Origin of the sequence: Actinoplanes sp. NPDC049548, from assembly GCF_040676695.1 — a bacterium.
In the GTDB taxonomy this organism is placed as follows: Bacteria; Actinomycetota; Actinomycetes; order Mycobacteriales; family Micromonosporaceae; genus Actinoplanes.
Genome location: NZ_JBFAPM010000013.1, coordinates 106,279 through 126,687, shown reverse-complemented (window position 1 = coordinate 126,687; position 20,409 = coordinate 106,279). Strand labels below are relative to the sequence as shown.

Annotated in this window: 21 protein-coding genes; 12 read left to right on the top strand and 9 right to left on the bottom strand. The window is 72.0% G+C overall.

What is annotated here, in order from left to right:
• Positions 1 to 57: 57 nt before the first annotated feature.
• The 7 genes from AB0J80_RS24840 to AB0J80_RS24810 are packed head-to-tail and all read left to right on the top strand — an operon-like array spanning position 58 to position 9,104.
• Complete coding sequence (locus tag AB0J80_RS24840; protein ID WP_364709140.1) at positions 58 to 2,706, top strand: phosphoenolpyruvate synthase; 2,649 nt, start codon at positions 58 to 60, stop codon at positions 2,704 to 2,706.
• Positions 2,703 to 4,346, top strand: a complete 1,644-nt coding sequence (locus tag AB0J80_RS24835) for a hypothetical protein (RefSeq protein ID WP_364709137.1) — start codon at positions 2,703 to 2,705, stop codon at positions 4,344 to 4,346. Before AB0J80_RS24840 ends, AB0J80_RS24835 begins: the two co-directional genes overlap by 4 nt.
• Entirely contained in the window at positions 4,343 to 5,422 is a 1,080-nt protein-coding gene (locus AB0J80_RS24830; protein WP_364709134.1) for an SDR family oxidoreductase, read from the top strand. The genes AB0J80_RS24835 and AB0J80_RS24830 overlap by 4 nt, the downstream gene beginning before the upstream one ends.
• Positions 5,419 to 6,402, top strand: coding sequence for a nucleoside-diphosphate kinase (locus tag AB0J80_RS24825; RefSeq protein ID WP_364709131.1), 984 nt, complete (start codon positions 5,419 to 5,421; stop codon positions 6,400 to 6,402). Before AB0J80_RS24830 ends, AB0J80_RS24825 begins: the two co-directional genes overlap by 4 nt.
• On the top strand, positions 6,369 to 7,283 hold the full coding sequence (locus tag AB0J80_RS24820) for a hypothetical protein (protein ID WP_364709435.1): 915 nt from the start codon (positions 6,369 to 6,371) through the stop codon (positions 7,281 to 7,283). Before AB0J80_RS24825 ends, AB0J80_RS24820 begins: the two co-directional genes overlap by 34 nt.
• Positions 7,283 to 8,152: an LLM class F420-dependent oxidoreductase gene (locus AB0J80_RS24815; protein ID WP_364709128.1), complete on the top strand. Its 870-nt coding sequence runs from the start codon at positions 7,283 to 7,285 to the stop codon at positions 8,150 to 8,152. Before AB0J80_RS24820 ends, AB0J80_RS24815 begins: the two co-directional genes overlap by 1 nt.
• A complete protein-coding gene (locus tag AB0J80_RS24810; RefSeq protein ID WP_364709126.1) occupies positions 8,145 to 9,104 on the top strand; it encodes a ScbA/BarX family gamma-butyrolactone biosynthesis protein in 960 nt (319 codons plus the stop codon). Before AB0J80_RS24815 ends, AB0J80_RS24810 begins: the two co-directional genes overlap by 8 nt.
• Here AB0J80_RS24810 and AB0J80_RS24805 read toward each other — a convergent pair.
• Together AB0J80_RS24805 and AB0J80_RS24800 are read right to left on the bottom strand one after the other, a co-directional pair.
• Positions 9,083 to 9,910, bottom strand: a complete 828-nt coding sequence (locus tag AB0J80_RS24805; protein ID WP_364709123.1) for an endo alpha-1,4 polygalactosaminidase — start codon at positions 9,908 to 9,910, stop codon at positions 9,083 to 9,085. The genes AB0J80_RS24810 and AB0J80_RS24805 overlap by 22 nt on opposite strands.
• A 130-nt stretch (positions 9,911 to 10,040) precedes the next feature.
• Positions 10,041 to 10,478, bottom strand: a complete 438-nt coding sequence (locus AB0J80_RS24800; RefSeq protein ID WP_364709120.1) for a hypothetical protein — start codon at positions 10,476 to 10,478, stop codon at positions 10,041 to 10,043.
• Between the two features lie 39 nt (positions 10,479 to 10,517).
• Between AB0J80_RS24800 and AB0J80_RS24795 the strand changes: the two genes are divergently transcribed.
• On the top strand, positions 10,518 to 11,339 hold the full coding sequence (locus AB0J80_RS24795) for an EamA family transporter (protein ID WP_364709118.1): 822 nt from the start codon (positions 10,518 to 10,520) through the stop codon (positions 11,337 to 11,339).
• Between the two features lie 54 nt (positions 11,340 to 11,393).
• On the opposite strand, the gene AB0J80_RS24790 is transcribed toward AB0J80_RS24795, so the two are convergent.
• The 4 genes from AB0J80_RS24790 to AB0J80_RS24775 form a co-directional block, all read right to left on the bottom strand.
• Positions 11,394 to 13,619 carry an immune inhibitor A domain-containing protein gene (locus AB0J80_RS24790; RefSeq protein ID WP_364709115.1) on the bottom strand — a complete coding sequence of 742 codons (2,226 nt, stop codon included), beginning with the start codon at positions 13,617 to 13,619 and terminating at the stop codon, positions 11,394 to 11,396.
• 164 nt (positions 13,620 to 13,783) lie between these two features.
• On the bottom strand, positions 13,784 to 14,155 hold the full coding sequence (locus AB0J80_RS24785; RefSeq protein ID WP_364709113.1) for a hypothetical protein: 372 nt from the start codon (positions 14,153 to 14,155) through the stop codon (positions 13,784 to 13,786).
• Positions 14,152 to 14,607, bottom strand: coding sequence for a YbaK/EbsC family protein (locus AB0J80_RS24780; RefSeq protein ID WP_364709110.1), 456 nt, complete (start codon positions 14,605 to 14,607; stop codon positions 14,152 to 14,154). The genes AB0J80_RS24785 and AB0J80_RS24780 overlap by 4 nt, the downstream gene beginning before the upstream one ends.
• Before the next feature lie 31 nt (positions 14,608 to 14,638).
• Entirely contained in the window at positions 14,639 to 15,451 is an 813-nt protein-coding gene (locus AB0J80_RS24775; RefSeq protein WP_364709107.1) for an MBL fold metallo-hydrolase, read from the bottom strand.
• Positions 15,452 to 15,568: 117 nt separating this feature from the next.
• Between AB0J80_RS24775 and AB0J80_RS24770 the strand changes: the two genes are divergently transcribed.
• Positions 15,569 to 16,333: a SigB/SigF/SigG family RNA polymerase sigma factor gene (locus AB0J80_RS24770; RefSeq protein ID WP_364709104.1), complete on the top strand. Its 765-nt coding sequence runs from the start codon at positions 15,569 to 15,571 to the stop codon at positions 16,331 to 16,333.
• Positions 16,334 to 16,372: 39 nt separating this feature from the next.
• Here the strand turns inward: AB0J80_RS24770 and AB0J80_RS24765 are convergent, their stop codons facing one another.
• Both AB0J80_RS24765 and AB0J80_RS24760 read right to left on the bottom strand, forming a co-directional pair.
• Positions 16,373 to 16,609, bottom strand: a complete 237-nt coding sequence (locus AB0J80_RS24765; protein WP_364709101.1) for a hypothetical protein — start codon at positions 16,607 to 16,609, stop codon at positions 16,373 to 16,375.
• 39 nt (positions 16,610 to 16,648) lie between these two features.
• Positions 16,649 to 18,301, bottom strand: coding sequence for a phospholipid carrier-dependent glycosyltransferase (locus tag AB0J80_RS24760; RefSeq protein ID WP_364709098.1), 1,653 nt, complete (start codon positions 18,299 to 18,301; stop codon positions 16,649 to 16,651).
• A gap of 35 nt (positions 18,302 to 18,336) precedes the next feature.
• Here AB0J80_RS24760 and AB0J80_RS24755 point away from each other — a divergent pair, with 35 nt between their 5' ends.
• Entirely contained in the window at positions 18,337 to 18,606 is a 270-nt protein-coding gene (locus AB0J80_RS24755; RefSeq protein WP_364709096.1) for a DUF2277 domain-containing protein, read from the top strand.
• Positions 18,607 to 18,609: 3 nt separating this feature from the next.
• Here the strand turns inward: AB0J80_RS24755 and AB0J80_RS24750 are convergent, their stop codons facing one another.
• The gene (locus AB0J80_RS24750; protein ID WP_364709093.1) at positions 18,610 to 19,317 is read right to left on the bottom strand and encodes a hypothetical protein; all 708 of its coding nucleotides are present in this window, start codon (positions 19,315 to 19,317) and stop codon (positions 18,610 to 18,612) included.
• Between the two features lie 83 nt (positions 19,318 to 19,400).
• Here AB0J80_RS24750 and AB0J80_RS24745 point away from each other — a divergent pair, with 83 nt between their 5' ends.
• Together AB0J80_RS24745 and AB0J80_RS24740 are read left to right on the top strand one after the other, a co-directional pair.
• Positions 19,401 to 19,763 carry a metalloregulator ArsR/SmtB family transcription factor gene (locus tag AB0J80_RS24745; RefSeq protein WP_364709090.1) on the top strand — a complete coding sequence of 121 codons (363 nt, stop codon included), beginning with the start codon at positions 19,401 to 19,403 and terminating at the stop codon, positions 19,761 to 19,763.
• A complete protein-coding gene (locus AB0J80_RS24740) occupies positions 19,760 to 20,392 on the top strand; it encodes an SRPBCC family protein (protein ID WP_364709087.1) in 633 nt (210 codons plus the stop codon). The genes AB0J80_RS24745 and AB0J80_RS24740 overlap by 4 nt, the downstream gene beginning before the upstream one ends.
• Positions 20,393 to 20,409: the final 17 nt, after the last annotated feature.

Sequence of the window (20,409 nt, the reverse complement as noted above, 5' to 3'; positions counted from 1 at the left end):
ATTGTGCGCAAGATCCGCTTCGGCTATCTTCCATCGACGCAGCTCAATGGTGGAGGAATGGTGCCCGTCATCGCCGAGGAAAGCATTGCCGAGAGCCGGCGCAGCGTGGGCGCCAAGGCGTCGAACCTGGCCGCCCTGCAGGAAATGCACGACGTTCCACCGTGGAGTGCCGTTCCCAGTGACATATTCGAAGCATTTCTGAAATATATTGCCGGGCTGGACGCGTCGTTGCTCCTGGCGGCGGACGACCCGGATCGCGCGGCCGCCGAAATCGCCGGCTCGATCCGCGCGACCGCCCTGCCGGCGGACCTCGCCGACGCCATTCGCGCGGCGTACGAGGCGGTGGGCGGCGGCCGGGTGGCCGTACGGTCCTCGGGGCTGGAGGAGGACGGCGGCGAGCACTCGTTCGCCGGACAGTTCGACACGTACCTCAACGTCACCGGGGTGGAGCAGGTGCTGGCCCGCGTCAAGGACTGCTGGGCCTCCGCGTTCTCCGCCCGGTCCCTGACCTACCGCCGGACCCACGGCCTCGCGCTGCGACCGTCCGGCATGGGCGTGCTCCTGCAGCGCATGGTCGCCTCGGAGGTCAGCGGCGTGCTGTTCACCGCGAACCCCACCACGGGCTCGCCCGCCGAGTACGTGGTCAGCGCCGCGTACGGGCTCGGCGAGGGCATCGTCTCCGGTGCCGTCGACGCGGACACCGCGATCCTGGACGCGGCCACCGGCGCGGTCCTCGAGGCCGAGATCGGCGACAAGACCGTGCGCTACGACTACGCGCCCGGCGGCGGCGTGACCGTCACCGAGGTCCCCGAGGCCGAGCGCGACGCCTCCTCACTGGCCAAGATGGACCTCGCGGCCCTGCACGCGGCCGGCCGCACGATCAGCGAGGCGTTCGGCGCGCCGCAGGACATCGAGTGGGCGGTCGCGGACGGCCGCCTGTGGATCCTGCAGAGCCGTCCGGTCACCACGGTCCCGTCCCGGCCGCCGGCCACCGGTGAGCTGCGGATCTGGGACAACTCCAACATCGTGGAGAGCTTCCGCGGCGTCACCTCGCCGCTGACGTTCACCTTCGCATCGATGGTCTACGGCGTGGTGTACGAGAGCTTCGCCCGGTCCCTGCGGGTGCCCGGCAAGCAGCTGCGGCAGATGCAGGCGTGGCTGCCCACGCTGCTCGGCAGCTTCCACGGCCGGGTCTACTACAACCTGGTGAACTGGTACCGCCTGCAGCGGATCCCGCCGTTCTACGACGTCAACCGCAAGCTCCTCGAAGTGGCGATGGGCGTCGACGAGCCACTGCCGGACGAGATCGCCGCGACGCTGTTCCCGTACGAGTTCGACTCCGCCTGGGAGCGGCGCCGGGCCCGGCTCGTCACGGGCGCGACGTTCTTCTGGAAGTACTTCCGCATGGGCCGCGACGTCCGGAGGTTCACGGCGTACTTCTACGAGTCGTACGCGGTCTTCGACAACCAGGACTACGCCGCGATGCCGGCCGACCGGGCGTACCGGGCCCTGCAGGACCTGCAGCGCGACCTGCTGCAGCGGTGGGGGCCCATGCAGATGCTCGACTCCACCATCCTGTTGTCGCTCGGCGTGCTCAGCGCCCTCGGCCGCAGGTGGATGCCGGCCGCGCCGGAGTGGCTGACCTGGGCGGCCGCCCGGCCCGGCGCCGACGTCGAGTCCGCCGAGCCCGCCCGCGCCCTGCGCGCGCTCGCCGCCATGGTCACGGCCGACGACGACCTGCGCCGCATCGTGGTGGAGACGGAACCGGCGGCGGTGCGCGCGGCGCTGGCCGAGGGCGGCCACACCGGGCTGCTGGCGGCGGTCGACGCGTACGTGGCGGCGCACGGCTACCGGAGCCCGGACGAGCTCAAGCTCGAGGTGCCGGACCTGCGCGAGGACCCCGCCAGCCTGTACCTCATGCTGCGCGACGCCCTGCAGGCCCCGCCCGAGACGGCCACGACCGACGAGGCCCAGGAGTACCTGGACCAGCACCTGCGGGGGCCGAAGCGGTGGCTCTACGAGCTGGTCCGCCGCAAGGCGTCCCGGTCGCTGGCCCACCGCGAACGGCTGCGCTTCTGCCGGACCCGCGCGTTCGGCTCCGCCAAACAGATCCTGCGCGCGCTGGGCCGGCATCTGGCGCGTGCCGGGGCGATCGAGCGGTTCGAGGACGTGTTCCTGCTGCGCCTGGACGAGCTGGCGGGTGCGTACGAGGGCCGGATCGCGCACGACGAGCTGCGCGAGATCGTGGCGGTACGCCGCCGTACGCAGCACCGCCAGGAGCAGATGTCGGCGCCGCCGCGGTTCCGGACGTACGGCGCGCCCTACTGGGACGGCAACCTCGAGGCCGCGGGCTGGGTGCCCGGGCAGGCCGCGCGGACCGGAGCCGCCGAGCTGCGCGGCACGGCCTCGGCGCCGGGGATCGTGACCGGCCGGGTCGTCGTCGCGGACCGCCCCCACGACGTGAACGGCGGCATCCTGGTCACCTACAGCACGGACCCGGGGTGGGTCGCGGCCCTGCCGTCCGCCTCCGGACTGATCATCGAGCGCGGCAGCCCGCTCACCCACGTCGCCATCGTGGCCCGCGAGCTCGGCGTGCCGACGGTCGTGAAGGTCAAGGGCGCCACCCGCGAGCTCGAGACCGGGATGACGATCCGGATGGACGGCGGCACCGGCCGGATCACGATCCTCGGGGAGGCCGGCTCATGATCCTGACCGAGGCCCAGGTGGCGTCGCTCGCCGACCGGACCCTCGCCCGGGTGGCTCCCCCACCGGGGTACGCGCTGGTCCTCGAGGGCTCCATCGCCGAGGGGTTCGGCAACAGCCGGTCCGACGTCGACTTCCTGCTCGTCGCCGACCAGGACGCCGACATGCCGACCATGCCGACCATCTTCTTCATCGACGGCCGCCGGGTGGAGATCCGCACCCGGTCGGTCGGCCAGATCGCCGGCCACCTGCGGGAGGTCGCCGGGTACGCCGGCCGCAGCGCGCGGCGCATCGCCACGCTCGACGAGCACCTGCTCAACCGCTGCCAGCGGCTGCTGCACGCGTACGTCGTCCACCGGCCGGAGCTCGTCGCCGAGGTCCGGGGCAACCTGAGCCATGACGACTTCGCCACCGTCATGTCCCGGTGGTGGGCCGAGCATGCCCGGCAGTCCGCGCGGCACGCCGTCCTGCTGACCACCCTCGGTGAGCCGGGCTCCGCCGCGGTGTGGGCGACAGCCGCGCTGCAGCAGGCCGCCAAGAGCTGGGCCGCCCGGCGCGGGGAGACGTATCTCGAACCGAAGTGGCTGTCCCTGCAACTGGAGCGGCTGGACGACGACCCCCTCGCCGGGCGGTGCCGCACGATGCTCGCCGCCGTGCCGCAGGCCGGGAACATCCGGGAACACCTCGACCTCGTCGCGCAGCTCGGCGTGACCGGCTGCGCCGACGACCCGCACCGCCTCGTGGTCGCCCGCGGCAACGAGGTGACCACCTGGCAGATCGACGACCGCGTGCACCTGGTACGCGACCGCCGGGACGTGTTCGTGCTCGGTGAGGACGCCGCCCGCGTGTGGCGACGGGTCGTCTGGGGCCGCCCGGTCGTGGACCTGCTCGCTGACGCGGACCGGCTGGGCGTGCCCGACGCGGGCGAGCTGGTCTCGGCCTTCCACCGCTACGGCCTGCTCCGGGTCACCTGGCAGGGAACGCCGATCGGCCCGAGGCTGCCGATGGCGGCGCCGCTGGGAGCCATCACGCCCGCCCCGTCCACCGCCACGCCGGTGCTGTCCATCGCCGGGGCGCTGCCCGCGCACCGACGCTCGATCGACCTGCTGCCCGTGCCGGCGGGCCGGTTCGCCGCCGCCGCGATGGCGCTGATCTGGGCGAACGTCATGATCGAGAACGCCGTGGAGGACCTGCGCGGCGCCCTCGACCAGCAGCAGTGGGGCGTCGCCGCGCTGACCACCGCCCGTGCCGTCAACGGCGGCCTCCGCGCGCTGCTGAGCGCCCACGGGGTGAGTCCCCTGCCGCCCGACCCGGAGCTGCTGCACCGCCTCGACCTGGTGCCCGTCACGCCCGCCCGGATCCGCGTTCTCGCGGAGCGTCTGTACGCGAGCGCGATGCCGGACATCCGGCTGCTGCAGGACTTCGTCACCGAGGTCCGCGCGGCCTCGGGCGGCGGCGCCTTCCCGTCGTCGTTCGACTCCCCCGACGGCTGGCAGCGCACTCTCGACATCGGCTACGACTGGCTGCGCCTCGGCGCGTACCTGGACCAGGAGCTGCCCCTCGACGAGGCGCAGGACCTGCTGTCCAGCGGCGGCGTGCAGCCCCATGTCGCGGCCGGCGGCCGCTTGCAGGAGGCGTCATGAGCAGACCCAGGACCGTGTTGGTGACCGGCGCCGCCGGCCTCGTCGGCGCCGAGGTCTGCGCCCGCCTCCTGCGGGCGGGCCACCAGGTCCTCGGCCTGGTCCACCGGACCCGGGAGCTGGTCGCCAACGACGGCCGCGCCATCCCCGGCTCCGATGACGGCCGGGCGGGAACGGTACGCCTGGTCAGCGGCGACGTCACCCTGCCACGGCTCGGCCTCGACGACGCGACGTGGGAGCTGCTCGCCGGGCACGTCGACCTGATCGTGCACACCGCCGCCACCACCGACTTCGGCCGGCCCGCGGAGGTCTACGAGTCGATCAACATCAACGGCACCGCCCACGTCCTCGAGCTCGCGAGGCAGCGCCCGGCGCGGCTGGTGCACGTCAGCACCGCGTACGTCTGCGGCGAGCGCGACGGCACCATCCTCGAGTCCGAGCTCGACACCGGTCAGCGCTTCGGCAACCTGTACGAGGAGAGCAAGTTCACCGCCGAGCAGCTCGTGCGCAAGGCCGCCGCCGACGGGCTGCCGGCCGTGACCGTGCGGCCCAGCGTCGTCGTCGGCGCCACGCGCACTGGCGTGACGCGCGACTTCAAGAACATCTACGTGGTGCTGAAGCTGCTGTCGCAGGGCCGGGTCGGCGCCATCCCCGGGTTCTTCGACGCCACGATCGACCTCGTGCCGGTCGACCACGTCGCGGCCCTGATCACCGCCGCCGTCGTCGACTTCGACCGGGCGCGGGACCGCACCCTGCACGCGGTCGGGGCCGCGGTGCGGATGCGGCACATCTCCGACGTGCTGGCCGAGTACCCGTCCTTCCACGTGCCCCGCTACCTCGCCCCGGCGACGTTCGACCCGGAAGACCTGCCGGAGCGCGAACGCAGCTACTGGAACCGGGTGCTGTCGCTCTACGAGAGCTACTTCCGCCGCCGACAGTACTTCGACGACAGCGCCGCCGCCGAGCTGCGTACGCACCGGCGGCTGGCGGCCGGGGAGGCCCACCTGCGGACGATCATCGACCATGCCGTGCGGGCCGGCTACCTCGGCGCGCCCCCGATCCGGGACGTCCGGCGATGAGCGACGCCGCGGCGTACGGGCCGCCCTTCCCGGCGGGGCTCACCCAGGACCCGCAGAAGCAGCGGTACTTCGGCACCGACAGCTACTTCCTGGAGGCGTACGAGCAGCTGGCGGCGCTGACCGGCGACCCGGTGGCGTTCGCGCACCGGCACGCACTGCTGCTGATGAAGCCGGACGCCGTCGCCTCGCGCTCGATCGAGCGGATCGTCGGCTGGCTGCGCGACTCCGGCTTCCGCATCGTGGCGGCGCGGCGGCTGCGGATGGGCCGCGGCGCGGTCCGCGCGATGTGGCACTACCAGCTGAACCGGGCGACACCCCAGCGGTGCCTGCTCGCCGACGCCCTCTGCGGTCAGGGCGACTCGCTGGTGTTCCTGCTCCGGTCCGGCGCGCACACCGACGTGCCCGCGACCGTGGCGCTGAGCGTCCGCAAGGGACCGGCCGACCCGGCCCGGCGGCGGCCCGGGCAGCTGCGTACCCGGCTGGGCGACTTCGGGTTCCTGCTGAACCTGGTGCACGCCTCCGACGAACCCGCCGACCTCGTCCGGGAGCTCGGCATCCTGCTCGAGCACGCAGACCGCAGCGACCTGTGTCACCAGGCCCTGGACGGCACCGACCGCTACGACGAGGCCCTGGGTCTGGCCCACGACCTGTACGCGGACTGTCCGCCGCACGACCTGCGTGTCGGTCCGGCCACCGCGCGCCTGCGCCAGGCTGTCGAGCGCCTGCTCGCGGACGGGTCCACGCTGCCGCACCACGTACGGGCGGCGCTACGGCACCGGCTCGCCGGCACCACCGCGGAACCGGTGAGCTGGGGGCCGCTGATCGAGCTGATCTGGTCCGCCGGGCTGCCGGTGACCGGGTGGGATCCGATCGTCGTGGGCAACGCCGCCCTGCCACTTTCCCGCCCGCAGTACCGGCAGCTGCTGTCCGGCGCCGACCCGCAGAGCTGGCGGTCGCCGGTCGCGGCGGACGCCCTGTGACCGCGATCGCCGGGCACGCGCCGGCTCGCTGTCGCGCTTTCGTCACGGCGGTCTTCGCGCCGAGGGTGCACGTCACCTACGGGGTGCTGTGGGCGTTCGCGTACGAGGCGACGGCGGCCGGCGAGCCGTGGCGCCCGACGGCCTCGTCCGTGATCCGCGCCGCCACGCTCATCGCGATGCTGCTCTTCCTCAGGCTCGTCGACGAACGCATGGACGAGCCGTACGACCGGGTGCACAACCCGGACCGCCCGCTGGTCACCGGGCTCGTCACCGTGACCGAGCTACGCCGCGCCGGATGGGTCGTGGCCGCCCTCGTCATCGCCGCCAACGCCCCCCTCGCGCCGTGGTCGGCCGTCGTGGCGGCGGCGCTCTTCGGGTACGCCGAGCTGCTCGCGCGGCTGGTGCTCCGGTTCCCCGCGCTGCGGGACCGGCCGCTGGCGTACCTCACGGTGGCCTATCCGGTGCAGCTGGCGGCGGGCCTCTACCTGTACGCGTCCACAGTGGGCACCGCATTGGTACGGGCAGGACTGCGGCCGGCGCTGCTCGTGCTGGTGTTCGCCACCGCTTTCCTGCACTTCGAGTTCGCCCGCAAGACGGTCCGCCGGCCGGCCCCGGGCTCCCGGATGTACTCGGCCACCCGGCTGGGCCCGACCGGCAGCGCCGTCGTGACGCTGTGCTGGGCACTGCTGTCCTGTGCGGTGCTGGCGGCGGTCACCCGGCCCCGGGATGCGTCGCTGGTGCCGTACCTGTCGCTGGTCTTCCCGGTATTCGGAGCCGGCGCCTATCTGAGCGGCCGGACCGGCGCCTGGCCCAAGGCGACGGCCATGCTGTTCCTCGTCGTCCTCTATGCGGCGCTGATCCTCGGCGGGGTGCTGGCCTGATGGACATCGGCGTGGTGCTGCCGCAGGGCGAGCTGCACGGCGGCCCGGCGGCTCTGCGTGAGTTCGCGGTCGCCGTGCAGGAGCTCGGGTTCCGGCACCTCATGGCCTACGACCACGTCCTCGGCGCCGACCCGGACGGGCACCCGGGCTGGCGCGGCGTGTACGACGTGGACGACCCGTTCCACGAGCCGCTCGTGCTCTTCGGCCACCTCGCCGCGGTCTGCGACCTCGACCTCGTGACCAGCGTGCTGGTCCTGCCGCAGCGGCAGACGGCACTGGTCGCCAAGCAGGCGGCGGAGGTGGACCTGCTGTCCGGCGGGCGGCTGCGCCTCGGCGTCGGCATCGGATGGAACGCCGTGGAGTACGAGGCCCTCGGCATGCCGATGCGCTCCCGCGGCGACCGGCTGGACCGGCAGATCCGCCTGCTGCGGGCCCTGTGGCAGCAACGCTCCGTCACCGGCGCCACCGACGAGGAACGGCTGGTGGCGGCCGGGATCAACCCGTTGCCGGGGCGCCCGATCCCGATCTGGGTCGGCGGCTCCTCGGCGGCGGCCTACCGGCGTGCGGGCCGCGTGGGCGACGGCTGGATGCCGCGGCTGCAGCCCGGTCCCGAGCTGGACGCCGCCCGCGCCGTGGTGGCGTGGTCCGCCGAGGCTGCCGGACGGTCCCCGGACACGATCGGCCTGCACGGGCGTATCCGTCTCACCGAGGGCGGGCCGGCCGCGGTCGCCGACGCGGCCCGGCGCTGGCGCGACGCCGGCGCCGACCACCTGGCGGTGAGCACGCTCGGCGCCGGCTTCACCTCCCTCGCCGACCACCTCGGCGCACTGACCGCGATCGCTCGGACAGGACTGCTCGCTGATGACTGACACCCGGTTACCGCTGCGCTCCGACAGCCTCGTCGACCCGGTGGTCGTCCACCGCCGGAACGCCGACACCGTCTTCCTCACCGGCGTCCAGCCCAGCGGTACGGGCGGCTACGTCGCGACGGCCGTGGCGCCCGACGACCACCCGTACTACGCGGCGCACACGGCCGAGGGCAACCGGCGGCTCGACCCCATGCTGCTGCTCGAGGCGTGCCGGCAAGGCCTGATCTACCTGGGACACACCGTCTGCGAGGCTCCCTTGGACACGCGCTTCCTGCTCGACACGTGCGCTCTGGACATCTCGGCGGACGCGTACCGGGGCTTGCCCGCCACCGGAGCGTGCGAGCTGACGATGGCCGTCCTGGACGTCGCGGCGCAGCGCACCGGGCGCCGCGTCCGGTCGCTGGCACCGGTGTTCGCGCTGAGCGCCGGCGACGTGCAGATCGGCCGTGTGGAGGTGGGCGCCTCGCTGGCTTCCCCCGCCGCCTACGCCGCCCTGCGACAGCGCGGCCGCAGCGGCCCGCCCTCGTACTCCGACGAGCTGCCGGACCCGGACCGGGCCGGCGCCGTCCCGCCCGCCGAGGTGGGCCGGGTGGATCCCGCCGACGTGCTGCTGGCGGACCTGCGGACCACCGGGGACGGCGCCGAGGCCCGGGTGCTCGTGCCGGGCGGGCATGCCGGGCTGTTCGACCATCCGCTCGACCACATCCCCGGCAGCCTGCTCGTCGAGGCGGCCCGGCAGCTGGGCACCACGATGAGCCCGAAGCCGGCGGACGCGGTGATGACCGGGATGACGGCGGTGTTCCACGCCTTCGCGGAGCTGGAGGTGCCCGTGCAGCTGCGCGCCCGGACGGCCACGGCGGACAACGAAGTGGTGGTGACGGCACGGCAGGGCGACACGGAGGTCGCCACGGTCACGGTGCGGACCCGCGGTCAGCAGGCGTCGTACTTGTAGGTGCCGCTGCCCGGAGCGGTCACCTTCAGGTCGCGCCGGACGACGGACACGGTGGCACCGACGGCCCGGCACGCCTTCCGGAACGTGCTGTCGCTGTACTCGACGTCGATCACGTGGTCGCCGTACACGTCGGTGTAGTCGGTGCATTCGTCCCAGCGACCGCAGTCCTCGGTGATCGCGAAGTCGAGTCCCAGATCCCGCCCGCGGGTGCCCAGGTCGGTGGTGTTCTTCTGGCCGATCGCGAGCCCGGCGGCGTGCGCGTGCGGCGCCAGCAGCGTCAGGTACGCGACGGAGTCCTCGATGTCCAGCTTGCCACCGGAGCGGTCGTACGAGTCGATGTTGTCCGGCTCGACCGCCCGGAAGCCGTCGCGGGCACAGCCGTCGATCCAACCGTTGACGACGGCCGCGACGGCCGTCCGCTTCTCCGGCGTCGAGATGTCCAGCAGGATCTCGTCCCACTCACCGTCCACGACGTACTCGCCGTTGTCGTCGCGCAGCAGCAGGTCGTCGTGCTCAGCCTGCCACCACGCGGCCTCACCAGGCTGAGTCTGGTACGCGTTGACGTAGCAGATGGTGTAGATCCCCGCGGCGACCGGCGCCTCCCTGTCCCGGCTGACGACCGTCACCCCGGACGGCGGCGCGTAGGCGCCGCCGATCTGATAGTCGAAGGCCGCATTCGCCGGCGGCAGCGTGAAACCCGCCTCCGCGGCCGGTACGGAAGCGGCGTCGGCATGCAGCGCGAACACGGTGGTGGCGACGGCCGCAGCGAGAGCGGTGCCGACGGCGAAAACGGTACGCGTGACCACGGCGAACTCCCAGCCTCGAGAACCTGACTGCGCCGATTCAACGGTTCGGCCGAAACGGGGTCAATAGCCGACGCCAGGTACGGCGCTCCCGGCACCCGCACCTGGGCACAACGGGCAACTGTGGCGCCGGTCAGACGCTGGTCAGCAGGTGGGCCGTCGGCGAGTAGTCGATCTTCCAGTCGGCGTAGACGCCCAGGACACCGTCGGCCAGGCAGCGAAGGCCGACGCTCACCCACCGCACCTCCGCGTCGGAGCGGTACGCGAAGCCCACCGCGACTTCGAACCTCTCACCGCCGCACGGGCACTCGCACGGCTGAAGGTCGGCGCCGGCCGCGTACTCGGCGCTGTCCGCCAGGTATGCCGCCATGCCGCAGGTGACGCAGACGCGTTGCACGCAGCTCGCCTCGTCATCAGCCGTGACCCGGAACGTCTCCCCGCCGCAACCGGAGCAGACCGATCCGATGACGTCGCGCACGGGATAGCCCCCGGCCTGGAACTCCCGCAGATAGTCGACCAGGTCCGCCGCGTCTTCGCCACGCCAGTACTGCCCGGTGGTGTCCATGGCCATGCGCGGCACCGTACCCGACGCCTGCACTACGCTGCACCGATGATCGGCGTTCTGCTCGCCCTCGCCGCCTCAGGGCTGTGGGGCAGCGCCGACTTTCTCGCCGGGCAGGCTTCGCGGCGCGTACCGGTACTGACCGTCACGCTGGTCTCCCAGGCCGCCGGGCTGGCCGCGATGGCCGTCGTGCTCGCCGTCCGGGGCGGCGTCTCGACCGGGGCAGCCTGGTGGGGAGTTGCCGCCGGCGTCGTCGGTGTCGCCGCCGTGACGTGCTTCTACCAGGCACTCGCGGTCGGCACGATGAGCGTCGTGGCCCCGGTCGTCGCCACCTCGGCCGCGGTCCCGGTCCTGGTCGGGCTCGTCCGGGGTGACCGGCCCTCGCCCCTGGCCGCGATCGGCATGGGCGTCGCGCTCGCCGGGGTGCTCGCCGCCAGCCGATCACCCGGCACCGCGCGCCCGGCCGACCACGGCCGCAGCCTTGTGCTCGCCGTCGCGGCCGCCCTCCTGCTGGGGCTGCAGCTCGTGTTCCTCGACGGCGCCGGGCACACCGACGCGCTCTCGGGCGTGGCCGCCAGCCGCTTGGCGAGCGTGGTCCTCGTCGGGATGGTGGCGCTGCTGCGCCGGCCGGCCATCGAGCCACGCTGGTTACCCCAGGTCGCCGTGGTCGGGCTGCTCGACACGGGCGCCAACCTGGCGTACGCGCTGGCCAGCGACCGTGGGCTGCTCTCGCTCATCGCCGTGCTCGCCAGCCTGTACCCGGTCCTCACGGTCGCCCTGGCCTACACCCGGCTCGGCGAGAGGTTGAGCCGGACCCAGGCCACCGGTGTGGGCCTGACGCTCATCGGCGTCATCTGCATCGTCGGCTGAACCCGGCAGCCGGATACGAAGGACTCGTACCCGGTCGGGAAGGCGAACCTGGGTTCAGGAGATCTTCACCGTCATGGTGGTCCGCGTTTGCGTGACGACCTTCATCTTCACGCCGGCCTTCGGAAGTTTCACGCCCCACGGCATGCCGTCGAAGTAGTACTGCTGGGTGTCGTCGAACAGGGGTTGGGCCGGCGCTCCCGTGACGGGTGACTCCTTGCCGTCGAGGTGCAGCGTGAGGGAGTCGACTTTCCTGAGCCCGAACGGAGCGTCGTACATCGCGACGCGGGAACCCCAGTTGCTGCCGTCGATCGCCTTCAGTGGCGCGGGATGCGCGTCGATGATCATGTTGTTACCCCCACCTGGGTACATGCCGATGCAGTTACACGGCTTCGACTCATCGTGGTACGCGATCACCAGACCGTGCTGGTACGGGAAGTGCTCCACGAATCGCGGCTTGCTCGACGCCCAACCGGCCTGATGTGGACCGGACGCGAGATTCCTGTCGTACGACACGTCCGCGCGATATCCGGCGATGTAGGACTGGGGAGTCAGCTCCACGCCGGTGTTGTCCTCGACGACGAAGCCCTTGAGTGTCCACGAGGTGTCAGCCTCGGCGCCATCGGTCAGCACAACGGTGTCGTCCTTGGTGATGGTGAGATCGTCGGCGAAGAAACCGGAGCCGATCGTGGCGGCGCCGGAACGGTAGCGCAGCCGTAGCTGCGGTGTACCGCCGGCGTACCTCGTGAGGTCGACGGTGAGGTCGACCCACTTGTCGTCGGTGGACCCGGTCACGGCGGGATGCCCGTCGGCATCCTTACCGAACGCGGCGCCACCGGTTGTGCCGTCCAAGGCGGTCCAGCTCGCACCGTCGTCCGTCGACGCCTCGACGCTCAGGAACTCGAGTTCGCTGTCCAGGTCGTAGCGGGCCTTCATGGCGAGCGTCGCGGCCGACGCGCCGCTGAGATCGACCGTGCGGATCATCGCGGTGTCCGCGTTGGCGTTGTTGCCCGAGAAGTACTGATGTTCCCCGGCCGCGGGACTGCCGATGTCTGTCGGGGTCTGCTTGTCGGGCAGGGTGACGACGACGGCCTGTGGCTTGTCGGTGTGGTAGGCCTGCGGCCCGAGTTCGACAGTGCGTTTCCCGCCGGACTTGACGGTTTCATGATCCAGCCAGCCGAGTTGCAGTTTCTCCCAGGCGCCGAGATCGCCGGGGCGGGTGCCGGGTACCTCGCCCTTGCCGGCGAGTCGGTTGTTGCCCATCAGGCTCCAGAACTCGATGTTGTCGTGGGGGGTTTCGTGGAGTATGTCGTAGGCGTCCGACAGGCCGAGGGAGTGGCCGAACTCGTGCGCGACGACGCTCATGCCGGCGTTCTCCGGTTGGACGGTGTAGTCCTCGATCTTCAGCCCGGTGTCACCGATCTTCACGTCCGCCGACCCGTTGTGCGACCAGATCGCGTCCTCGCCCTGTTGCGGATCCTGGCGGGACTCGCTGCCGCCCGCGTGGAACATCAGGAAGTGGTCGATGACGCCGTCGGGTTCGTTGAACACGCCGTCACCGTCGGCATCGTTCTCGTCGTAGGTGTCGAACGACTGAAGGTGCTGCTTGATCTCAGCATCGGTACGCCCGGTGGCCTTCTGCCCGGCCACCCACTTGTCGATGGCGTCCTTCACCAGAAAGCCCGTGTCCGAATCCGGGCCGCGCCCGTACCGCGCCTCGTTGTAATCCACCTGAACCCAGTCGGCGACCTCGCCTGTCACGCTGTACCGCCCGGAGGACTGCTTCTCGTAGTACGACTTCAGCGAGTTCTCCGAGGAGCCGAACAGTAGATCCTGGTAGAACTCGCGGTTGTAGTCGGCACGCCACAGCGTCGTGTTGTCCACGGCGCGGTCCGGTCGGAGGATCTTGTTGTGCCGAGGCCCGTCGAACACCGTGGGGCCGGGTACGTCGGGTTCGCTGTCGACATCCGGGAAGTCGGGGTGCCGCTTGTCGCCGAACTCCACCAGGATCGCGAAAGCGCGGTCGGTTCTCTCGCGGGCGAGTTCCACATAGTCGCGAGCGCCACCCTTCTTGGAGCCGGTGAGCTCGGCGACCGTGCTTCCACCACGCTGCACCGGCTTGATCTTGCCGCGGAGAACACCGTTGACCGCCTTGTCGCGTAGTGCGCGCCGCCGCTGCTCTCGCGCAGTGGGCCGGTCATCCGGCCGTGTTCGTTCCACGTCTGCGGATCCGGCCACGGGCTTCTGTGGTGTCTCGGCGTACGCCAGGATCGGGACGGTCAAACCGAATCCCGCGACAACCGTGGCTCCCAGCAACCCGACCACTGCTTTTCGCAACGAAACCTCCACGCGTTCGCCTTCGCCCGGCCTGTGCGTTGACGCAGCGATTTTCAACTATTGGTGTGAGGATTCTGTTTGCATCGTTCTTCGCTCGGCGCGCAGATCGCTCAGGCGGCCATGAAGATCAGGCCACCCGCGCAGGAGAGCACCACGCCGGCCGCGGCGGCGGCGAAGCCGGCCCACGCCGGCTTGCTCCACTTGCGGGCCAGGTATCCGCAGAGGGGCACCGTCACCAGCAGGCTCGGGGCCAGGACGAGGACCGCGACCCCGAGGACGCCGCCGACGTCGATCGGTTCCGTGGGGCATCCGAAGTGCCCGGTGCACTCCTGCCACCGGTCGCCGCCGGGCGAGAAGCCGGGCCGGTCGCCCGGGCCGGGGCCATTGGCCAGGACCGCCAGCGCACCCGGCAGGCACCAGAGCAGCGCGTACCAGAACGCGAGCGCCGCGTACGCACGCCGCATCGGACCCGCAGCGCTCACGAAGGGTCGGTCACGTCCGCGTACGTGGCGCCGAGCGCGCCGACCGCCGCGTCGGCCGCCAGCTGCAGGGCGACACCCCGCTCCCCCGCGCCGAGGCTGATCTGCCGGCCGCGCAGGCGTTCGTCGGCGATGACCGGCCACGGGCGGGCCGAGCCGAACGGCGTGATCGTTCCGCGTTCGTAGCCGGTGACGTCCTTGGCCGTCGCCGCGTCCGGCATCGAGAGCCGGTTGACGCCGAGCAGGGCGCGCAGCTTGGGCCAGGAGATCTGGCGGTCGCCGGGCACGAGGACGAACAGGTAGTCGTCGTCGGCGCGGCGTACCACCAGGGTTTTGACCAGGTCCTGGACGGCCACGCCGCGGGCCGCCGCGGCCTCGGCGACGCTGCCGACCGGGCCGTGCCGGACCACCGAGTGGGTGAGGCCGGCGGCTTCCACGGCGGCGAGTGCGGACATGATGATGACGATAGTCGTCGCGGGGAAGGGCTCAGCCCCGCAGCGGATCCGCCCGTACCGGAAGCTCCAACGTCTCCCCGCGCGTGACGGGCCGGATACCGGTGAGGCCCTCCTCGCGGGCGCGCCGCAGGTAGGTGGAGACCGGCATCTTCTGCACCTTGTAGTCGTCGTTGTGGATGGGGATGGTCAGTCCCGGGCGGATCAGCTGCGTGGTGGCGACGCCGTGGCGGTCGTCCATGGTCAGCAGCATGCCGAGCACCTTGGTGCCACCCAGGTGGATGAGCATGGCGTCGATGGCCCCGCACCGCTGGGGGATCTCGGTCAGGTGGGGGCCGTAGAGGGTGTCGCCGGTGATGTAGAGGCGCAGCCGGCATTGCCCGTCGACCTCCAGCTCCGCGACCGTGCCCATCACGTCCGGCAGGAGCTTGTCGATCATGCCGGGGCCGTGCTTGCCGGGTACGGCGGTGACGCGCAGCCGCTGCGGGCCGCGGGTCCACTCGGTGCTCTCCCAGGTGGGCAGGCCCTGCGCCGCGGTGAACCGGCTGCGGCGCAGCCTGCGCTGCGCCTGGACGGTCGTGACGATCGGGAGCTCGTACGGCAGGTCGCGGCGCGCGAACCGGTCGAAGTGGTCGCCGTGCAGATGGGAGAGGAGCACGGCGTCCAGCGCACCGATGTCGAGCACCTCGAGCGCCGGGTCGACCAGGCGCCTGGTCCACATGCCCTTGCCCAGGTAGACCCGGCTGCCCGCCGGGCCGAACGCGGGGTCGGTCAGCAGGGTGAAGTCCCCGAGGCGCAACACGGTCGTCGCGTTGCCGACGAAGGTGACGCTGGCGTGCACGGTCATGGGTGGCGCGTACCCCGGCGGGCCGGGATCATGCTCACACAAGTTGCGTCGATTCTTGCGTCGTTTAGGCCTCGAGGAGGAGGGTAGACATCGTTCGCGTCGGCGAAAGGACGGGCGATGACCACCATGACGAAGCGGGTGCCGCACAACGGTGCCGAGTTGCTGCGGGAGATGGCCTCGGCCCCCGCCGGGCCGCGGCGGGCCGCCTTGCGCGACGCCGCCGTACGGGCGTGGCTGCCCCTGGCACAGCACCTCGCGCACCGCTACGCCGGGCGCGGCGAACCGGAGGACGATCTGCTGCAGACGGCCACGGTGGGGTTGATCAAGGCCATCGACCGGTTCGATCCCGGCCGGGGCATCGAGTTCGCCGGGTTCGCGGTCCCCACGATCCTCGGCGAGATCCGCCGGCACTTCCGCGACCGCACCTGGTCGGTCCGCGTGCCGCGGCGCATGCAGGAGCTGCGGATGGCGATCACCGAGGCGAGCAACACCCTCCTGCAGACGCTGGGCCGCTCGCCCACGGTCGCCGACATCGCCGCCCACCTGAACACCACCGAGGAGGAGGTGCTCGAGGGGCTGGAAGGCGCCCGGGCCTACAGCGCGAAGAGCCTGTCCACCCCGGTGACCGAGGACGGAGCGACGTCGCTGGGCGACCTGATCGGCGAGGACGACCACGACATGGAGCTGGCCGAGCTGCGGGTGGCGCTGGGTCCGGCGATGGCCGCCCTCGACGCGCGGGAGCGGACCATCCTGTCGCTGCGCTTCTTCGGCAACCTGACCCAGGCCGAGATCGCCGAGCGGATCGGCGTCTCCCAGATGCACATCTCACGGCTGATCGCCCGGTCGCTGGCGAAGCTGCGGGCCGACCTCACCGCGGGCTGAATGGGCGCGCCCGCCCCGCGGTCCGGGTCCGAAGCAGCGTCAGTGACGTTCGGGCTCCGGATCACGCGCCGCGAGATCCCGGGCACGGTCCGCGATGTCGCGTGCCGTGTCCGTCATCGAGTCGGCGAGGCGGTGCAGGCGTTCCGCCGCTGCCGGGTTCGCGCGATCCTCGGCGTTGTCGTGCAGGCTCCGCTCGGTCTCCTCCAACGCCATCGCGTTGAGGTGCATGAGGTCCGACGCGCGCTGCCGGCGCTCGTCGGGTCGTTCACCACTCATGACCTCCGGCAGTACCCGGCCGATCTTGCACCAATCCCCTCAGGGGCGCCGGTAGATGCTGATCGAGTGGCCGACCTCGTCGACGGGCTCGCCGCTGGTGCGCAGCAGCGCCGCCAGCCGGCCGGTCGCCTTGGCGACCGAGCTGTCCGAGACCACGAGCAGGCCGTGCACCTCGCCCGGCGGGACGCGCAGCGGGTCACGCGCGCTGATCCCGTACGCGGACGGCACCCCGGCGCCCTTGTAGACCAGCCACACCTGTTCACCCGGATACCGCTCGCGCAGCCGGTCGGCGAGCCGTCCCAGGTCCTGCCCCCAGTCGACGTTCGAGTCGTGCAGCCGCAGGTGGGTGCGGGCCGGCCCGCCGAAGGCCTCGTTCGAGTACGGCAGGTAGTAGGGGAACGTCCGCACCGAGCTGACCGCGACGAACAGTGCCAGCAGCCCCGCGGCGACGGGCGCCCACCGCCACCGGAGCGTCACCACGGCCGCTGCCGCGACGGCCAGGAAGACCGGCATGAAGATCGCGTACCGGGTGCCGAAGTCACGGGCGCCGGTCATCGCCACCGCCAGCAGCAGGGCCGGCAGGACCAGCACGTACAGGGCCGCGGTACGCAGGCGTGGCACGGCGAGCATCGCCACGCTTCCCGCGAGCCACAGCACCAGCATCCCGAGCGGGGTCTTCACCAGCAGGGCGGCGGGCAGGTAGTACCAGAGCGAGCCCTGGTAGTGACGCCCGAACAGGAACCCGCTGAAGGTCGAGTCCTCGAAGCCGAACTGGATGCGCATGCCGTCGCGGTAGGGCTCGGGCAGCGGCAGCCAGCCCGCGAGCAGGCCACGCACGCCGTGGACGACGGGCGTGCCGATGGGCTCGGTCCACCGCAGCGAGGGGTCGACGGCCAGGTAGCTGACCCACACGACCAGCACCGCGACGACCCCCACCCCGGCCACCGCCGCCAGACCGCGCAGCCGGGCACGCATCGGCACGCCCCGGCGCCACGCCGGCGTGGCGAGCAGCGCGAGCAGCAGCACCACCGGCACCGCCGGCAGCACGCTCGCCCGGGTGGCGATGGCTGCACCGAGCGCGACACCGGCGAGCGGCAGATACACCCGCGGACGATCGCGCGCCCGCCAGGTGAGCCACACCGCGGTCAGCAGGAACCCGATCGCGGGTACGTCCAGTGTCGCCAGCGAACCGTGGGTGATGACATCCGGCGAGAAGGCGTAGAGCGCGAGGGCGAGCACTCCGCCAGCGGCGCCGGTGAGGTCGCGGGCGAAGGCGAAGACGACCAGCCCGAACAGCAGCGTCAAAAGGATCATCGGGAGCCGGGCCAGGAGCATCAGCCGGTACGGGTCGTTGCCGGCCTCGTAGAGCACGTGCCGGCCCAGCTGTGTCTGGTCGCCGCGGAAGGCCGGATCCATCCGGGGCGAGGCGAACGCCAGTCCGACGGCGATGAGCTGCTTGCCCAGCGGCGGGTGCTCGGGGTTGTACCGCAGGCTGTGCTGCTCGAGGTAGGTGACCGCGGTGCCGACGTACACCGGCTCGTCGATGGTCGGCGTCTGCTGCACCGCCGTGGTCACCATGGCGGCCGCCATCTGCCCGAGCAGCACCAGCACGAGCAGCGGCACCACCCAGCGCCGGCGGGGTCGGGCGGCGGCCGGCGCGTCGGTCGCGCGCTCCTCGAGGTCCACGGTCACGGGGGAAACCTACCCGGCGGGGATAGGCTCGGCCCATGTGCCGAAACATCCGCCAGCTGCACAACTTCGAGCCGCCGGCCACGCCCGACGAGGTGCACGCCGCCGCGCTGCAGTACGTCCGCAAGGTCGCCGGGTCGACCAAGCCGTCCCAGCGCAACCAGGCCGCGTTCGACAAGGCGGTCGAGGCCGTGGCGGCCGCGACGCGCGTCCTGCTCGAGGAGCTGGTGACCGCGGCGCCGCCGCGCGACCGCGAGATCGAGGCCGCCAAGGCGCGCGAGCGGGCCCGCCAGCGGTACGCCTCCTGAGCCTCACCCGCGCCGCAGCGTCGCCCCCCGCAGCGTGAGATACCACGGCGACGACGTGAAGTCCGGGCCGGTCTGTTCCCCGATGTACGCGTCGACGTGCTTGTCGCCGCCCAGTCCGGGCGTGAACTCGTCGGTCACGGTCCACCGGGCATCCCGCAGCGCCGCACACACCTTGGCGGCCGGGCGCGAACCGTCGTCGGCGTGCCCGCAGTCGGCGATCCTGAACTGCGTCCCCCGCGGCAGCACCCCCGGGTCGGCCGCGGCGGAGACGAAGGGCCGCAGTGCCCGCCCGCCGGCGTCGCGGGGACGGGTGTCGAGCCAGTAGCCGATGTCGTAGGACCAGTTCAGGTACTTGCCTTCGGCCGTCCGCCCGGTGCCCTCCTCCTGCACCGCCTCGACGAAGTCCGCCTTGTACGCCCCGAGGTCCTCGTCGCCGTCGGCACAGTCGAGCCCCGTGCACCCGGTGACGGTCTCGGGCTCGCCGGAGTGGTACTCCTCCACCGCCGTGTAGTACACCGTCACCTCCCAGCCGCCGGTGAACACGGGGACGGTGACGACCGGCAGGCGCAGCGGCGGCCTGGACTTCGACGGCGCCGGAGAGGAGGGCCTGGCTGAGGTGGCACGAGGGGACGCCTGCGGCAAGGGAGGAGGCGCGGACTCCGAGCACCCCGCCAGCAGCAAGCCGCACAGCAGGAGGCCCACCCGTCGCATGCGCCGAGTTTGTCAAGCTTCCGTGGCCGTCCGCGCCGATTTCATGCTTGGCTTATATAAGCTAGACCTGATAGGTTCGCGGTGTGCATGCGTTCGACGTGCTCGGTGATCCGGTGCGCCGCCGCATCCTGGAGCTGCTCGCCGAGGGTGAGCAGTCGTCCGGGGCGGTGACGGAGGTGATCCGCGCCGAGTTCGGGATCTCCCAGCCCGCCGTCTCCCAGCACCTGCGGGTGCTGCGCGACAACGGCTTCGCGACCGTGCGCCCCGACGGCGCCCGGCGGCTGTACGCCGTGCAGGACACCGCCCTGCGCGAGGCCGACGCGTGGCTGGGCCGGTTCCGGCGCTTCTGGACGCCGCACCTCGACGCGCTGGCCACCGAGGTGGCCCGCGGCAAGCGGCAGCGGCGCCTCGCCGCCTCGACCGACGACCCGGAAGGTAACCCATGATCCAGGTGAAGCAGCAGATCAGCGACGTTCGCCGGACGCTCGGCAGCCGGCAGCTCGAGGCGGGCGAGGCGAAGGTGGCGACCATCAGCCAGGTCTACGACACCGGCATCGACGACCTGTGGGACGCGGTGACCAGCGCCGAGCGGATCCCGCGCTGGTTCCTGCCGATCAGCGGCGACCTGCGTGAGGGCGGGACGTACCAGCTGCACGGCAACGCCGGCGGCACGATCACCCGGTGCGAACGCCCGCGCGGCTTCGCCGCCACCTGGGAGTACAACGGGGAGGTCAGCTGGATCGAGGTCCGCCTGACCCCGGAGGGTGATGAGCGCACGCGCTTCGAGCTGGAGCACGTCGCCCATGTCAGCGCCGAGCTGTGGGAGCAGTACGGGCCCGCCGCCACCGGCATCGGCTGGGACTCGGCCCTGTTCGGCCTGGCCAACCACTTCACCGACCCGGCCACGGCGATCCGCCCGGAGGACGGCGCCGCCTGGATGGCGACGCCCGACGGCAAGGAGTTCATGCGGCTCAGCGCCGACGCCTGGATGGAGCTCGCCATCGCCGACGGCGACGAGCCGGAGCGGGCCCGGGCGAGCGCCGACCGCACGTACGCGGCCTACACCGGCGCCTGAGAGGGCTAGCATGAGCC

Bases quoted from the DNA above. Each gene is read 5' to 3' on its own strand.
- AB0J80_RS24755 (WP_364709096.1), top strand. From the start codon at position 18,337: ATGTGCCGAAACATCCGCCAGCTGCACAACTTCGAGCCGCCGGCCACG.
- AB0J80_RS24795 (WP_364709118.1), top strand. From the start codon at position 10,518: ATGATCGGCGTTCTGCTCGCCCTCGCCGCCTCAGGGCTGTGGGGCAGC.
- AB0J80_RS24780 (WP_364709110.1), bottom strand. From the start codon at position 14,607: ATGTCCGCACTCGCCGCCGTGGAAGCCGCCGGCCTCACCCACTCGGTG.
- AB0J80_RS24840 (WP_364709140.1), top strand. From the start codon at position 58: ATGGTGCCCGTCATCGCCGAGGAAAGCATTGCCGAGAGCCGGCGCAGC.
- AB0J80_RS24815 (WP_364709128.1), top strand. From the start codon at position 7,283: ATGGACATCGGCGTGGTGCTGCCGCAGGGCGAGCTGCACGGCGGCCCG.
- AB0J80_RS24775 (WP_364709107.1), bottom strand. From the start codon at position 15,451: ATGACCGTGCACGCCAGCGTCACCTTCGTCGGCAACGCGACGACCGTG.
- AB0J80_RS24835 (WP_364709137.1), top strand. From the start codon at position 2,703: ATGATCCTGACCGAGGCCCAGGTGGCGTCGCTCGCCGACCGGACCCTC.
- AB0J80_RS24765 (WP_364709101.1), bottom strand. From the start codon at position 16,609: ATGAGTGGTGAACGACCCGACGAGCGCCGGCAGCGCGCGTCGGACCTC.
- AB0J80_RS24770 (WP_364709104.1), top strand. From the start codon at position 15,569: ATGACCACCATGACGAAGCGGGTGCCGCACAACGGTGCCGAGTTGCTG.
- AB0J80_RS24800 (WP_364709120.1), bottom strand. From the start codon at position 10,478: ATGGCCATGGACACCACCGGGCAGTACTGGCGTGGCGAAGACGCGGCG.
- AB0J80_RS24740 (WP_364709087.1), top strand. From the start codon at position 19,760: ATGATCCAGGTGAAGCAGCAGATCAGCGACGTTCGCCGGACGCTCGGC.
- AB0J80_RS24830 (WP_364709134.1), top strand. From the start codon at position 4,343: ATGAGCAGACCCAGGACCGTGTTGGTGACCGGCGCCGCCGGCCTCGTC.
- AB0J80_RS24750 (WP_364709093.1), bottom strand. From the start codon at position 19,317: ATGCGACGGGTGGGCCTCCTGCTGTGCGGCTTGCTGCTGGCGGGGTGC.
- AB0J80_RS24810 (WP_364709126.1), top strand. From the start codon at position 8,145: ATGACTGACACCCGGTTACCGCTGCGCTCCGACAGCCTCGTCGACCCG.
- AB0J80_RS24825 (WP_364709131.1), top strand. From the start codon at position 5,419: ATGAGCGACGCCGCGGCGTACGGGCCGCCCTTCCCGGCGGGGCTCACC.